Below are 15,055 nucleotides of genomic sequence, written 5' to 3' on the forward strand. Positions count from 1 at the left end.
GTTAAAGCATGGCTTTAACCAATTCCTCCCACTCCTGTTCAAGGCCATAACCAGGCATGCGTTGGCCGGCTTTGGTGTACCAGTAGTTGGCGTTCCAGATGTCGCCTTCTTTACGATGCAGGTAGGCATGGATCCAGGCAGCTGTTTTATCAGTGAGGTCTTGTATCAACGTATGAGCCTGCTCCCAATCGCCTTTGGCATCGTGCCATAACGATTGAAGATATACATTACTGTTGCCAGGTGGTGTATTGGCGTCAAGGCTTTGTTGAAAAACTTCGAAGTTCATGTTATAAAGTTATAAAGTTTAAAGTAGAAAGTTGAAAGTGCCCTGAAAGATATAACTGTCGAAAAATCTCGGGAAGCCTGAAATTGGCAATTTTCCTTCAACCTTAAACTTTTAACAACTTGAACGCATGCGTCCATTGGTTCTGTAAAAAACCGGGAATACACCACAACATACACAAAGGCTCAATGGCGCGGGCGGCGGTGGCTACACCCATATCAGCCGTTTCCCAGCCAAAAGCAGTTAAGATATCCGTCACGGTTTTTTTTGCATTGACATCATTACCGCAGATGAACATGGTAGGCGGGCCGCCTTTTACGGTTGGTTTATACATTTGCGGGCTGCCTACACTGTTAAAGGCTTTTACTATTCTTGCCTGTGGGATCAGTTTTTGAAGCCGTTCCATCAATGATTCGTTTAGATCTGTAAAGAACGACAACACCCCATCATTTGGGGCACCGGCTGCAATGGGATTGGTAGTATCTATCAGTATCTTATTATTAAAGTGAGAAGTGCCTGATAGCTTGATAGCCGATTCCGCTGCAGAACCGGCAACGGACAATACTACAATGTCACCAAATTGCGCGGTTACGCCAAAGGTGCCGCATTGTCCTTTGGGGTTGGCATCCTTCCATTTTTTTACTTCTTCTTTGCCGGGGTTGCGGGTACCCAGCATAACTTCATATCCTTCGGCTAAAAAAGCAGTGCCAAGTGTTTGGCCAACTATGCCCGAGCCAATAATACCTACTTTCATAATTCAGATTTTATATAGATGATGTAGTGTAAAAATGATCGGGGGTACGGAAGACCAGCTCCGTATTAAGTTAGTGAATTTTACGATTACCTGGTTTACTGACTTACATTTGCGTAGTTTTACAAAGCATGTCTAATCCGAACTTAAATAACAATAAAGAAAGCCTTAGTGCGGCGGATAAGGAGTTTGAGAATAACATCCGCCCCCGGGAAATAAATGATTTTTCGGGACAGGGGCAGATCATCGAAAACCTGATCGTTTTTATTAAGGCGGCTAAAATGCGGGGGGAAGCCCTTGACCATATTCTGTTCCATGGCCCGCCCGGTTTGGGTAAAACAACGCTGAGCCGTATTGTGGCCAATGAGTTGGGCGTGAACATCAAGGAAACGAGCGGACCGGTAATTGAAAAACCCGGTGACCTGGCGGGGTTACTTACCAACCTGGAACCGCGGGATGTATTGTTTATAGACGAAATTCACCGGTTGAGCACAGTGGTGGAGGAATACCTGTATGCGGCCATGGAAGACTACCGTATCGATATTATGATCGATAGCGGCCCCAATGCCCGCAGCATACAATTAACACTAAATCCCTTTACGCTGGTGGGCGCTACCACCCGCAGTGGATTGCTGACGGCACCTTTACTATCGCGTTTCGCCATTAAACAAAGGCTGGAATATTATACCGCCGATACATTGCAGAAAATTGTTTCACGTTCGGCCAGCATCCTGGGCACAAAAATAACTTCAGATGCGGCGGGTGAAATTGCCCGGCGCAGCCGCGGTACGCCCCGTATTGCCAATGGCCTGTTACGCCGGATGCGCGATTTTGCGCAAGTGCTTGGCAATGGCGTTATTGATCTGGGTATAACCCAGCATGGGCTAAAAGCATTGAATGTGGATGAACATGGGCTCGATGAAATGGATAATCGCATACTGCTTACCATTATTGATAAATTCAAAGGTGGTCCTGTAGGTATTACCACTATTGCGACGGCTGTAGGCGAAGAGACCGGAACGCTGGAGGAGGTGTATGAACCATTTCTGATCCAGGAAGGGTTTATTAAACGCACCCCCCGTGGCCGTGAGGCAACGCACAAGGCGTATGCCCATTTGGGAAGAATAGCGCCGGGTAGTGGTGGAGTGGGAACATTGTTTGATTAATCCGCCTACGCCAAGGCTTCGGCAAACAGGTCGGCACTTACGACCTTCGCTGCGCTCGGGGCCGCAATCGTGAAACGTGAAACGGCAAACAAATACAGGGCATCTCACTTTGTTCGATGCAATAGCACCTTCGCTACGCTCGGCGCCTGGAATCGGTCCCGGCTTAGCCGGGATGAGACGTGAAACGTGAAAAGGATCGCGATTTTTGAAACTAATAAATAGTCTTAAGCCTCAAATAAGAAACGCTGAATACATACGTACTCAGCGTTTCTTATTTTGAGCTTTATCTTGAATTAATTCGGGATTGCTAATTGCCGGAAGGCTTATTTCACGTTTATCGTTTCACGACTAAGCCACAGGTACCACTAATCTAAATCCATTTCCATGGATGTTCACGATCTCAATACTGTCGTCGTCTTTCAGGTATTTGCGCAGTTTGGCAATATACACGTCCATACTACGGCCATTGAAATAAGTATCGCTGCCCCAGATCTTTTTGAGGGCCTGCTCACGAGGCAACAGGTCGTTCATGTGCTCGCACAGCATTTTCAACAACTCATTTTCCTTAGGCGATAAGGTTTGTGTTTTCCCGCTATGGCTCAATTCGCGTAATTTGGGATTGAAGTGATAATCGCTCAGGTCGTACTCTTTGTTCTCCTGCTCTTTATTCACTTCTTCATTCCTTTTCAGAATGGCTTTAATTTTCAATAACAAAACCTCGCTATCGAACGGTTTGGTAATATAATCGTCGGCGCCGAGTTTGTAACCCTGAATGATATCTTCCTTCATGGTTTTGGCGCTTAAGAAGAATAATGGAATATCCGGGTCCACATCGCGGATCTCTTCCGCGAGCGTGAAACCATCCATATGAGGCATCATTATATCAAGTAAGCACAGATCAAATCTTTCGCGTTGAAAAGCGGCAAGGCCAAGGCGACCGTCACGTTCCAGCGTCACATCAAAGTCATTTAATTCCAGATAATTCTTCAACACCATTCCAAGGTTCTGGTCGTCCTCGCATAATAAAATTTTAGGTTTCTTTCCTTCCATTGTGATGTAGATTTAGTTCGATAGTGTAAATAAAGTTAAATCATTTGCCATAACCGGCAATATCCGCGTAATTTTTTGTTAATAATCCCTGCTTTGCCCGCCGAAGCTTTAGCGAAGGCGGGCCCGCCGGGCTGAACGGTAAATAGATAGTATGAACAGTTAATTGGTTAATTTTACGCCTTTAATCAAGGTCGTATGCGTTTGACAACTGATAACAAATTCAAAAAACTTATTGTCATTGGTGACAGAGTATTGATCCGTCCTGCTAAACCAAATGAACGTACAGAAACCGGTTTATACCTGCCGCCCGGGGTAGGGGAACGCGAAAAAGTACAGCAGGGGTACGTAATTAAAACCGGACCAGGATATGCCATTCCCATGCCGATAGAGGAAGAAAGCTGGAAAGGGAGCGAAGAGCAGGTAAGATACGTTCCATTACAGGCAAAAGAAGGCGATCTGGCCATCTTTTTATTGAGCGGCGCCACCGAGGTGTTGTATGAAAATGATAAGTATTACATCGTTCCGCAAAGTGCTATTCTAATGCTGGAGCGGGAAGAAGACATGTAAGCCTGATTGACTGATTTGTTAATAGGCAAATGGAGCGGTCCACCTTCGGCGGACCGCTCCGTTTATTTTTGGTAGGTGGTTTATTTTCAGCGGGTTAGGCTGGAATGGCCGCACTGTTACGTGTTGGTAAAAAATATAATCTGTTCGTTGGCGGGAGCTTGTCGATTGCGCGTAAACCTGTATCTTTCTGCCATAAAATTTGAGTATGGCAAATAAGGATGCATTTGTTCAGTTAGTAAAGGATAACTACACATTTAAAGGAGAATCTTTTCGTATAGGTACGGCTGTATTGGATGGGGAAGTGCTTGCGGGAACAGATGTCTTTCTGCCATTAAAAACTATGAACCGGCATGGGTTGATAGCCGGCGCAACCGGTACGGGAAAAACCAAAACCCTGCAGTTGATAGCCGAGGCATTGAGCGATGCCAGTGTGCCTGTGTTGTTGATGGATATTAAAGGCGACCTCAGTGGCATTGCCGCTGCCGGTACAGAGAATAATAATATCAAAGAGCGGTTGGAAAAGATCGGGGGAGAATACAAACCCGCTGCTTTTCCCGTTGAGCTAATGAGCCTGAGCGATGAAAAAGGCGTACGCTTGCGTGCAACGGTAAGCGAATTTGGCCCCATTTTATTATCAAAGATCCTCGACCTGAACAATACCCAGGAAGGCATTGTATCCCTGATATTCAAATATTGCGATGATAATAAAATGCCCCTGCTTGATCTGAAAGATTTTGTAAAGGTGATCCAGTATGTAAGCAACGAAGGCAAGAAAGAGATAGAGCAGGCTTATGGAAAGATAGCTACTACCAGCACCGGCACCATATTACGGAAAGTAATAGAGCTGCAACAGCAGGGCGCTGACCATTTCTTTGGGGAGCCTTCTTTTGAGATTGATGACCTCATGCGCATTGCCGATGATGGCCGGGGAATAATAAATGTATTGCGGGTAACCGACATGCAAAACCGACCCAAGTTATTCTCCACCTTTATGCTGCAAATGCTGGCTGAACTGTATGCCACTTTACCAGAAGCAGGTGATATGGATAAGCCCAAACTGGTACTATTTATCGATGAGGCGCATCTGGTGTTCCAGGAAGCTACTGATGCATTATTACAACAGATTGAGACCATCATAAAACTTATTCGTTCAAAAGGAGTAGGCATTTTCTTTTGTACACAGAACCCGCAGGATGTTCCCGCCGCTATTTTAAGTCAGCTGGGTTTAAAGGTGCAGCATGCCTTGCGTGCTTTTACTGCTGCCGACAGAAAGACCATTAAACAGGCTGCTGAGAACTATCCTGAAACAGACTTTTATAAAACCGATGAACTGCTTACCCAACTGGGTATAGGAGAGGCATTGGTCACTGCGCTGAACGAAAAGGGTATTCCCACCCCGCTGGTGCATACGATGCTGGTGCCGCCCCGTTCACGCATGGATGTTTTAACGGATGCAGAAATTGATAACCTGGTTGATAGATCGAAGCTGGTAAAGAAATACGCCAATGACGAAGACCGAGAAAGTGCGTGTGAAATATTAACCGCCAAACTGGAAGAAGCAGCTCAGAGATCGGAACAGCAGGCTGCTGAAAAGCCAACCAGAGCATCGAAGAAAGAAGAAAAATCAACTTTGGAAAAAGTACTGGAAAGTTCAGTTACCAAACAAATAGGACGTACCGCCGCCAATGTTATTACCCGCAGCTTGCTGGGGGCATTGGGTTTGGGTGGAAAAAGTTCATCTAAAAAATCGAGTAGCTGGTTTTAACAAGGCCTGTTTGCAGCAATCATAACCGTATCTTCTATTGTTACACAAGTCCCAACCATCCGTCATGGCACATGACAGGGATTTTTATTCTTTAACCTAAAATAACAATTATGAAGAAATCGCTTTTATTGTTTGCCGCAACAGCTATCCTTTTTGCGGCTTGTGGGTCCAATGAGAACAAAACAGCGGAAGGGGGAACAACCAAAATGAACGACACCACCGCAACAGCAGCCACCACTTCAGAAAGTAAATCGGAGCGCAACAAAAAAACGGTGATGGCCAGTTATGATGCCATGAATTCGCACAATGTAAGTGAAGCATTGAAGTATTGCACGGCAGATGTGGTTGATTATGGCGATGGCAGCATGCCGCCAGTTAAGGGAAGGGATAGTATTGAGAAAATGATCAACGGATGGATGACCGCTTTTCCTGATAACAAAGCCGAAAACGTGAAGTATATAGCTGATGGCGATTGGGTAGCGGTTTGGGCCGATCAGACGGGCACCTGGAAAGGTGATTTCATGGGTATGAAGGCCACCAATAAATCGTATAAGGTTAAGGATGTTGATATCTTCAAACTCAACGACGAGGGGCAGATAACAGAACACCACAATGTGCAATCATCGAATACGATGATGTCACAGGTGGGCATGCATATGCATAAATAATGGATGCGAAGACCTGTAAGGTCCGCCATCGGGTCTTGAATAATTAGATGGTTAATGCGGCCCTGACAGGTCGATTCCTTAAAATGGCACAAACGTCCGCTTGTGCCGGCTAAGCATAAGACCTGTCAGGTCCAAGACATCAGTTTGATAGTTCAAAACCCAATGATGGACCTTACAGGTCTTTTTCTTTACGCTGGCTTTATATACCCTTCTTTGTCTATATAGATTTTGTTCTCACTTTGAAGAAAGTCCAGCACTTTATAAAGCTTCTCTTTTTTTATACCGGGTAACTGTTGTGGCAACGCTTCACTGGGGACCGGTTGCTGGCGAATGATCTTGAATACAGACTGCATGATTGTATCAAATTCATCAGCAGAAAGTCCATGGTCTTTTTGCTTCAGGCAATTGTCGCAAATACCACAAGGTTTTGTTTTATCATCGCCAAAATAAGCAGCAATAAACTGGCTGCGGCATTGTTTACTGACATGAATATATTCCTGTATCTTATTGATGCGCTCGATAAACTGTTGCTTTCTTTTATCATATGCAGCCATGTTGATACGCAGCGACTCTGTTCTTACCCGGTTCAACATAAGGTATATCTGCGGACTGTCTTTTTTAGGTATGTATTCTATGATTGCGTTGGCATGCAATCTTTTCAGATCGGGAATAATGTCTGCTTCTTCCCTGCGCAATAAATAGGCGATGTTTTTTTCGTGTATACTTACCGGTATATCAAAAATGCCTTCATACGTGCGCAGCAGGGTTTTTATAAGCGGTTCCAGTTTCGGATTATCATTTTCAAATTGATATAACCAGGATTTATTGGTTACAAACTGAATACGAGAGGGTAAAAATATCTGTTCACTATAAGAGCACCAACCTTCCTGTTCCAGTGCTTTAATGGCATAGATGGCCAGGTTAATGTCTATTCTGAATTTTTTTACAAAATCAGTAAAATCAAAGTTATAGTAATTGCCTTCGCCCGAACCGGATGGTATTTGCAGGTAATTCATCAGGGCTTCATAAACCAGTCGAATGCTTTCTAAAGTAGGAAAGCGGATATCAGGTAGCTGCTGTAGGTCAATTAGTTCTTTGTGATCATACAACAATACGGCGTATGATTTCTTTTCATCACGACCGGCACGACCCGCTTCCTGGTAGTAATTCTCCAGGCAATCAGGTACATCGGCATGTACTACCACGCGTACATCGGGTTTGTCGATGCCCATACCAAAGGCATTGGTACAAACGATGGTACGAACAGCATTATTGATCCAGGCTGTTTGTTTGCGCATCCGTTCTTCCTGTGGCAAACCAGCATGATAAAAGTCGGCTGTAATACCATGCATGTTCAGCAGATCACTTATTTCTTTGGTACGTTTACGGCTTTTACAATAAACAATACTGCTGCCTGTTACTTTCTGTAATATCTCGGTGATCTTGTTGATCTTTGAATCAACGGTGAATACGCTGTATGATAAATTCGGCCGTTCAAACGACCGGCTGAAAATGGCTGGATCATTAAAATTAAGTTTCTCACAAATATCTTTTTGTACTGCCGGTGTGGCGGAAGCGGTAAGTGCCAGGATGGGGATGCCAGGCAGTTCTTCACGCAAAGCCGCGATGCGCAAATAGGGCGGTCTGAAGTCGTAGCCCCATTGCGAAATACAGTGTGCCTCATCAACTGCAATGAGGTTAATATCAAGGGCTGGAAGGTATTCCTGAAACAAATTAGTTTCTAACCGCTCCGGGGAAACGTATAAGAATTTGCAATTGCTGTTGGTGGCCAGTTTTAGGATGTTGATCACTTCCTTGCGGGTCATGCCTGAGTAAATAGCAAACGCTGTTATGCCTTTTTTACGCAGGTTGTCTACCTGGTCTTTCATCAATGCAATTAAAGGACTGATCACCAGGCACAATCCTTCCTTAGCCATTGCGGGCACCTGAAAGCAAAGAGATTTACCACCGCCTGTGGGCATCAATGCCAGGGCATCCTTACCATTTAGCACGGACCTTATTATATCTTCCTGCAGCGGGCGGAAATTGTAGTGACCCCAGTATGCTTTTAGAATATGATGAATGCTCATTGGTTAGTGGTGTGATTGTGTTTCAGAGTTGCTTGGGCCGGCAGTCGGCAATCGGCAGTCGGCAATGTTTCATAGTCAATCAATGACCGATCATTTTTGTAAGCATTTGAAAGCATCTGATCATCAATTCTCCAAGTTCTTCCTGTTCTTCTTTGATGACATATTTCAACTCAGCGGCAACTTCTATTGGCGCATCTATTTCTATAACTGATCCTCTGGCTATTTCATAAAATCTTTTTCTTTCAGCATCCGATTTTCGCGATGCCCCTTCTGCGATGTTCAATGGCACCGATAATGCGGCCCTTCTGATTTGTGAAATCATATTAAATTTTTCTTCGGAAGGGAATGTATTAGTTAATCGATAGCAAGTAACTACAAATAACTTTGATACCTTGTAAATGTCGCGTTCTTTGTGGGCAAGCTGTAAAAACATGGCATTTAATTGTAATGCCAATCTATGAATTTCTTGTGAAAATAGCCGATTACTACCGGCTAAGTTGGATTTATTGTCGATTACCGACTGCTGACTGCCATTCCTGGCACTGAGCGCAGCGAAGTGACAAGCATCGAACGCAGTGAGATGCCTGTATTCATTTGCCGATTCACGATTGCCGATTGCCGATTCACGAAAGCAGCTTAAGTTAAATCAAGATACTCTTTTAACAAAGAGCCTCACCGAATTAATCGCCAGCATCGAACGCAGTGAGATGCCCTGTATTCATTTCCCGTTTCACGTTTGCCGATTCACGAAAGCTGCTTAAGTTAAATCAAGATACTCTTTTAACAAAAAGCCTCACCGAATTAACCGCCAACACCACATCACTCAATCCCATTATCAAGGCACCAAAGGTGGGGGTGAGCAATCCAAATCCTGCAACTGGAATGGCAATGATATTGTAAATAAACGCCCAGAAAAGATTTTGTTTGATGGTAAGAAACGTATGACGGCCTAATCCCAACGCGAGGGGTAGGTTTTTAATTCCACTGTTCATCAATACAACATCGGCCGTTTGTACAGCTATTTGCGATGCTTCACTCAATGAAATACCAATAGTTGCTTTGGCCAGTGCAGGTGCATCATTGATACCATCCCCCACCATGGCCGTTGGGCCCTGCAGGGTAAGGTCCTCGATAACAGCCATTTTTTCTTCCGGCTTTTTTTCTGCTATCACTTCATCAATGCCCAGCAAATTGGCCAGCTGGCGGCATTTGGGCAGGCGATCGCCACTTAATAATATGGTGCGAATGTTCCGGTGACGAAGATATTGTACTATTGAAATAGCTTCAGCGCGAACCTCATCTCTAACATCGATCCAGCCCAGCAATTGCCCGTTCCTGATGATATATACGTTATGTGTATCGTCGGTAGTTACTGCCATGGCAGTTTCGAATGAACCGGCAATATATTGATCGCCGTTTGCAGTAGTGGCAATCATGCCAACGCCTTTTTTCTCTTCTATTTTGGTCCAACGGATCGCGTTCTTTTGTTTCCAGCTGAGTGTTATACACTGGGCAATAGGATGGTTGGAGTATTTTTCCAATGAAAAAGCAATGTGCTTGAATTCTTCTATGGAAAGGACATCTGTTTCCACTTTGTAATCAGACAATTCAAACCTGCCTGTAGTAAGCGTACCGGTTTTATCGAACACCACTTGTTTAATGCTCCTGAAGAGCTCAAGGCTTTTGGCATTACGGAATAAAACGCCGTTTTTGGCTGCCCGGCCCAGGCCAACCGCAATGGCGGCGGGAGTGGCCAGTCCCATAGCGCATGGGCAGGCAATTACCAGAATGGCGATGCTGCGCATCAGGGCAATTGTAAAATCATGAAGTAGGAGGTAGTTCGCTATAAAGGCCACTACGGCAATGGCCAGTACCAGGGGCACAAAAATGGCGCTGATCTTATCGGCCAGTTGTTGTACGGGGGGCTTTTCGCTTTGGGCCTGTTTTACCAGGTTAATGATGTTTGAAAGAACGGAATCCTTTGCTTCAGCGGTAACCTGAGCGCGAACAATGCCATCAATGACGATGCTGCCGCCGATCAGTTTGTCTTTCCCTTTTTTATGAAGGGGTAAACTTTCGCCGGTAATAATAGATTCATTTACGGTTGCCTCGCCCGATAATATCTTACAATCAACCGGTACCTGTTCGCCGCTTTTGATCAGGACCAGATCGCCGACACGCAATTGCGTATTCTCCATTGGGAAAATGATCTCCTGGTGGTTTTCATCAAAGGCGATCATATTGGCCACCATTTTTTGTGATTTGGCCAGGCTGTTCAGCGCCCGTTGAGTGGATTGTATAGAGGCGTCTTCCAGAAAATTACCCAGGAACACCAGGGTAATGATGGAAGCGGTAGTTTCAAAGAACAGATACTGCGGCCCCAGGTTCAGCAAGGCACCGGTTAAGCTGTACGCGAATGCAGCTGTAGCGCCAATGGTCACCAGTACATTCATATTGGGCATGCGGTTGCGAATGCTTTTTATAGCACTGCGGGCAAAAAAATCCATCCCCACTATATATACGGGTAAACATAAACCTAGTTGCACCCAGGGATTCATCAACCAGTGGAGGTGCAACCACTTGTCGAGCATATGCAGCATCAGGGGCAGCGTAAAGATCAGGCAGAATAGGAAGCGTTGTTTGTGGGAGGTAAATAACCGCTTGCGTTTTTTTGCGCCTGGCAGATTGTCATTTTGAACGGTATAGCCCAGCGATTCTATGCCTTTAATAAGCTTTTGTTCGTTATTTTCGGTAATATCAAAGCTTACCTCACCCCCCATCAGGTTTACCTTCACGTTTTCGAGCCCTTCACTGGTGAGGTATTGCTGAACAGTTAGTGCGCAATTTGAACAGGTCATGCCATCTACTTTCCAATTCACTTTATTCATGTTCATCCATGGGGTTGAGTGTATTTGCAAATTTACCGCTCAATGATCTTAATTCCCGGCATTATGGCAATATTATGTACACGGGGTTGCAATTTTAACTTTAATCTTTCGTTCCGCCCCATGGCCATTATCTTTGCGTCTTTATGCAGCTGCAATGTACATTAGATAACATCAGGCAAACGGCCCACCGGTTTTGGGAACTTATTGATGGGCGTAAGGTGATTGCCTTTTATGGCAACATGGGCGCCGGTAAAACAACCCTTATTCACGCCTTGTGTGACGAGAAAGGGGTAACAAGTACGGTCGGAAGCCCTACTTTTTCCATTATAAACGAATATAAATATCCGGGTGGCCGGGTTTTTCATATCGATCTGTACCGGTTGAAAGATGAGGAGGAGGCCGTTCGGGCCGGGGTGGAGGACTGTCTGTATTCCGGCGAAATTTGTCTGGTGGAATGGCCAGCCCGGGCCGAAGGCATTTTTCCCGAGGATACTGCATGGGTAGAGATCCAGGTAGTAGATCCAAATACAAGGATCATCCATTTTTCTGGTATATAAAGTCTAAAGTAAGGTCCACTACCTCTTACCGCCTACTTCAGAATTTAATTTGTAACTTGTGGCCCCGATAATGGGGGTAAAATCATTTACTGCTACATGTCCCAGCAAAAGCCGATCATCAGCACTTCTTTTAGTTACGAAACGCTTCAGGAAACTCTGGATATAAAACCCAAAGGGTCGGAGTTGCATATTGGTATCCCAAAAGAAACTGCTTTCCAGGAAAACCGTATTGCACTGACCCCCGAAGCAGTAGGAGTGCTGGTTAGTAACGGACATAATGTAGTTATTGAACATAATGCCGGGGAGGCTGCCCATTTCCGCGACCGGGATTACAGCGAGGCCGGGGCCAAGATCGTATATGAAAAAGCGCAGGTATATAAAGCGCCTATTCTGGTAAAAAGCGCTCCGGTGGTGGAAGAAGACCTGCCCCATCTGCAGTTTAACCAGGTGATCATTTCTCCCATTCATTTGTCGGCCATGAAGGCTGAATTTCTGCAGAAAATGATGGAGAAGCGCATTACTGCCATCTCATTCGAAAACCTGAAAGACGATAGCGATAGTTTACCCATTGTTCGCAGCATGAGCGAGATCGCGGGAAGTGCGGTCATGCTTATTGCAGCCCAATACCTCAGTTCGGCCAACCATGGCAAAGGGGTGTTGCTGGGTGGTATTTCAGGTATTCCGCCAACCAAGGTCATTATTCTGGGGGCTGGTATTGTAGGTGAGTTTGCCGCCCGTGCCGCTTTGGCCCTGGGTGCATCGGTAAAAGTATTCGACAATAGTGTATACCGGTTAAAACGGTTACAAAATAACATAGGCCAGCGTATGTGGACCTCGGTAATTGAGCCCCGCATTCTGGCCAAGCAATTAAAGACCTGTGAAGTTGCTGTAGGCGCACTGGGTTCGCAAAGCGGCCGCACGCCGGTGGTGGTTAGCGAAGAAATGGTAAGCAATATGCGACCTGGTAGTGTGATCATTGATGTTAGTATTGACCGGGGCGGTTGTTTTGAAACATCTGAGATAACCGGTCATGAACAACCGATCTTCATGAAGTACGGCGTTATTCACTATTGTGTGCCCAATATTCCATCGGGCTTTGCACGCACCGCCTCACAAGCCATCAGTAATGTATTGATGCCATTGTTGCTGGAAGCGGGCGAAGAGGGGGGATTTGAGAACCTCGTATGGCATAAAGTTCATCTGCGAAGTGGTATTTATCTTTTCAAAGGAGCGCTCACTAATTTCCACCTGAGCCAACGCTTCGACTTAAAATATACCGACCTTAATTTGCTAATCGCAAGCCAGCGCTAGTAAAAGGTTGCATGGGAATGAAAAATATATTTTATTCTGATGCAACAATATTTTTGAGCATATATGCGATAATGTAAACCAGCATATAAAATGCCGGGCATAGCATTAAATTATATTTATTTCTTTTAATAATGCGCAAGGCATTTGACTTTACCGAGTTTCAGATTAATTTTGCGCATTCCCCAATTAACAATTGCAGGCCAGTTTAACAAGAAAACGTTGCTAGTTCGTAATAAAAGGACGTTTTACGCGTTTTCTATGGCCCAAAAGTTGCTAATTGGATTCAAATACCTGTTATGAAAGCAAGGCCCTATTTGTTGATAGTACTAAGTATTTTGGTTAGTAAAACTACCTCCTTTTCCCAAGTAGTTGTTCCTCCCATTTCCGGATGGGACCTGGATGAGAAAAGCGGTAGCTACACTTTGAAACCTGGCAAAGCAGCCAGTCTTGAAGGCAAGGAATTTTTGTACGAGATCATGCCCATTGCAAAAAGTGAAGGGCAACCAATTGAACAATGGTTTAGTAGCGCCATTGATAAAGATGCAACAGCGTCTGGTTTTACTCTTCCTGCCACCAGCAAAAAGAACATCACCACCAATCAAACTATTATTTCACTTTCTACAGAGTTAACCGACAAAAAAGGCAAAGCCTGGTATGTAACCTATGTTGGTTATCAGGTAGGTGAAGGTGATAATCGCATGGCGCGTATAATGAGTTCACCCGATGTGAAATATTATGCAAACAATATGCGTCCTGTTGCTGAACATTTTGGTAACCTGAACAGGTTGGATGCTACGGCTTCTGCCAATGGTAGGTATGCCAGAAACAACGCACATACCAAACAGGAAAACAGAACACCTATCAGTCCTGCACAAAGTGAAGTCATTCCTGAAAAGGGTTTGAAAACACAGGAAATAAATGGTATCCTCATCCATCTTGAATATAACACCAATGCTGATGGTAAAATGGTACGGATATACAAACCCTACCTGGTGTTGAATGATGGTTCAATCTATAATGAACCTGTTATTAGTCCATATAGCCTGGATGTGGCCGCATCAAAACAAAAGGAACCTAAGAAATGGGGAACCTGGAAATTGAAAAATGGTTCATTCCTGGTTGAATGGACGGCTACCAGTGAAACAGAAAAATGGTTCAAGAACTGGTTCTGGGCTACTCCATCTCAAAAAGATGAAAAACTGGACGGTTCATTCATGACAGTAAATGGTGCTGAGAATAGCAATGTAAAGAGCAGTGAAAAAGCTTATACTTCTAAGTATATTTACTTCAATAAAGATGGCCAGTTCACTTTAACAGGTGGTGATGGCACCAATGTGGCTGCTTCTGAATACAAAAAATACAACGAAGCCGGAACTTATACCCTCAATGACTATTCAATGGAGCTGCATTTTAATAACGGTACCGTTATTCGTCGCATGTTCTATTTCTACCTCCAGGGTAGCACCCATTTTGGGATAGGCAATTCAGTGTATGCTCCCAAACAGGCTGCAGTTGAAGGCTTAACCGGTAATTAATAAACGATATTCCATGCAAAGGAGTAAAAAGAGGGTGTCTCAAAAGTAATTTTGGGACACCCTCTTTTCATTTACACCCCAATTGCACCCAGCCTTTTGATGACCTCACAAGGACCTAACAAGGACCTAACAAGGACCTAACAGGGACCTAACAGGGATAAAGTCCCTGTTAGGTCCGGGTAAGCTCCCTGCCAGGCCCCCTTGGGGCCCGGCCGAAGCTATTCTCAGCCCGTTTACTTTTGATACATCCTGCATATATCCCGAACATCCCCAGTGGTGACCTGAAAGGCAACTTTGAAGCAGCTGGCTGGAGCATAATGGTGCATAAATAGTGGAGCAACCCGCCAGAAGCGGTGCCGGGTAGTGGCACAACCGTAGCGTAACTGTATCAGAATTGTATTGGGATAGTAGCTTATTGGCCTGC

General features: G+C 44.8%; 13 protein-coding genes. 7 read left to right on the plus strand and 6 right to left on the minus strand.

The features are described 5' to 3' along the window. Position 1: 1 nt before the first annotated feature. On the minus strand, positions 2–286 hold the full coding sequence (locus J7I42_RS08750; protein WP_209138392.1) for a hypothetical protein: 285 nt from the start codon (positions 284–286) through the stop codon (positions 2–4). A gap of 103 nt (positions 287–389) precedes the next feature. Continuing rightward, complete coding sequence (locus J7I42_RS08755) at positions 390–1,037, minus strand: NADPH-dependent F420 reductase (RefSeq protein ID WP_209138393.1); 648 nt, start codon at positions 1,035–1,037, stop codon at positions 390–392. Between the two features lie 128 nt (positions 1,038–1,165). Here J7I42_RS08755 and ruvB point away from each other — a divergent pair, with 128 nt between their 5' ends. Then, positions 1,166–2,200 carry a Holliday junction branch migration DNA helicase RuvB gene (gene ruvB, locus J7I42_RS08760; RefSeq protein ID WP_209138394.1) on the plus strand — a complete coding sequence of 345 codons (1,035 nt, stop codon included), beginning with the start codon at positions 1,166–1,168 and terminating at the stop codon, positions 2,198–2,200. A 348-nt stretch (positions 2,201–2,548) separates the two neighbouring features. Here ruvB and J7I42_RS08765 read toward each other — a convergent pair whose 3' ends face one another. Further along, positions 2,549–3,250, minus strand: a complete 702-nt coding sequence (locus tag J7I42_RS08765; protein ID WP_081199586.1) for a response regulator transcription factor — start codon at positions 3,248–3,250, stop codon at positions 2,549–2,551. A gap of 195 nt (positions 3,251–3,445) precedes the next feature. On the opposite strand from J7I42_RS08765, the gene J7I42_RS08770 reads away from it, so the two are divergent. The 3 genes from J7I42_RS08770 (at position 3,446) to J7I42_RS08780 (ending at position 6,250) form a co-directional block, all read left to right on the plus strand. Further along, positions 3,446–3,817 (plus strand): co-chaperone GroES, encoded by a 372-nt coding sequence (locus J7I42_RS08770; RefSeq protein WP_209138395.1) that lies wholly within the window; start codon positions 3,446–3,448, stop codon positions 3,815–3,817. A gap of 205 nt (positions 3,818–4,022) precedes the next feature. Beyond that, positions 4,023–5,582 (plus strand): helicase HerA-like domain-containing protein, encoded by a 1,560-nt coding sequence (locus J7I42_RS08775; RefSeq protein WP_209138396.1) that lies wholly within the window; start codon positions 4,023–4,025, stop codon positions 5,580–5,582. 110 nt (positions 5,583–5,692) lie between these two features. Then, on the plus strand, positions 5,693–6,250 hold the full coding sequence (locus tag J7I42_RS08780) for an ester cyclase (protein WP_209138397.1): 558 nt from the start codon (positions 5,693–5,695) through the stop codon (positions 6,248–6,250). Between the two features lie 188 nt (positions 6,251–6,438). On the opposite strand, the gene J7I42_RS08785 is transcribed toward J7I42_RS08780, so the two are convergent. The 3 genes from J7I42_RS08785 to J7I42_RS08795 all read right to left on the minus strand — a co-directional run bounded on the left by J7I42_RS08785 (position 6,439) and on the right by J7I42_RS08795 (position 11,228). Continuing rightward, positions 6,439–8,340 carry a RecQ family ATP-dependent DNA helicase gene (locus tag J7I42_RS08785; RefSeq protein ID WP_209138398.1) on the minus strand — a complete coding sequence of 634 codons (1,902 nt, stop codon included), beginning with the start codon at positions 8,338–8,340 and terminating at the stop codon, positions 6,439–6,441. Between the two features lie 79 nt (positions 8,341–8,419). After that, entirely contained in the window at positions 8,420–8,794 is a 375-nt protein-coding gene (locus tag J7I42_RS08790) for a four helix bundle protein (RefSeq protein WP_209138399.1), read from the minus strand. A 313-nt stretch (positions 8,795–9,107) separates the two neighbouring features. Continuing rightward, a complete protein-coding gene (locus J7I42_RS08795) occupies positions 9,108–11,228 on the minus strand; it encodes a heavy metal translocating P-type ATPase (protein ID WP_209138400.1) in 2,121 nt (706 codons plus the stop codon). Between the two features lie 143 nt (positions 11,229–11,371). Here J7I42_RS08795 and tsaE point away from each other — a divergent pair, with 143 nt between their 5' ends. The 3 genes from tsaE to J7I42_RS08810 all read left to right on the plus strand — a co-directional run bounded on the left by tsaE (position 11,372) and on the right by J7I42_RS08810 (position 14,631). Next, the gene (gene tsaE, locus J7I42_RS08800) at positions 11,372–11,785 is read left to right on the plus strand and encodes a tRNA (adenosine(37)-N6)-threonylcarbamoyltransferase complex ATPase subunit type 1 TsaE (RefSeq protein ID WP_209138401.1); all 414 of its coding nucleotides are present in this window, start codon (positions 11,372–11,374) and stop codon (positions 11,783–11,785) included. A gap of 96 nt (positions 11,786–11,881) precedes the next feature. Continuing rightward, positions 11,882–13,096: an alanine dehydrogenase gene (locus J7I42_RS08805; protein WP_209138402.1), complete on the plus strand. Its 1,215-nt coding sequence runs from the start codon at positions 11,882–11,884 to the stop codon at positions 13,094–13,096. A 296-nt stretch (positions 13,097–13,392) separates the two neighbouring features. Further along, a complete protein-coding gene (locus J7I42_RS08810) occupies positions 13,393–14,631 on the plus strand; it encodes a hypothetical protein (RefSeq protein ID WP_209138403.1) in 1,239 nt (412 codons plus the stop codon). The last annotated feature ends 424 nt before the right edge of the window (positions 14,632–15,055 follow it).

It is taken from the genome of Niastella soli (genome assembly GCF_017742245.1).
GTDB classification, from domain to species: Bacteria; Bacteroidota; Bacteroidia; order Chitinophagales; family Chitinophagaceae; genus Niastella; species Niastella soli.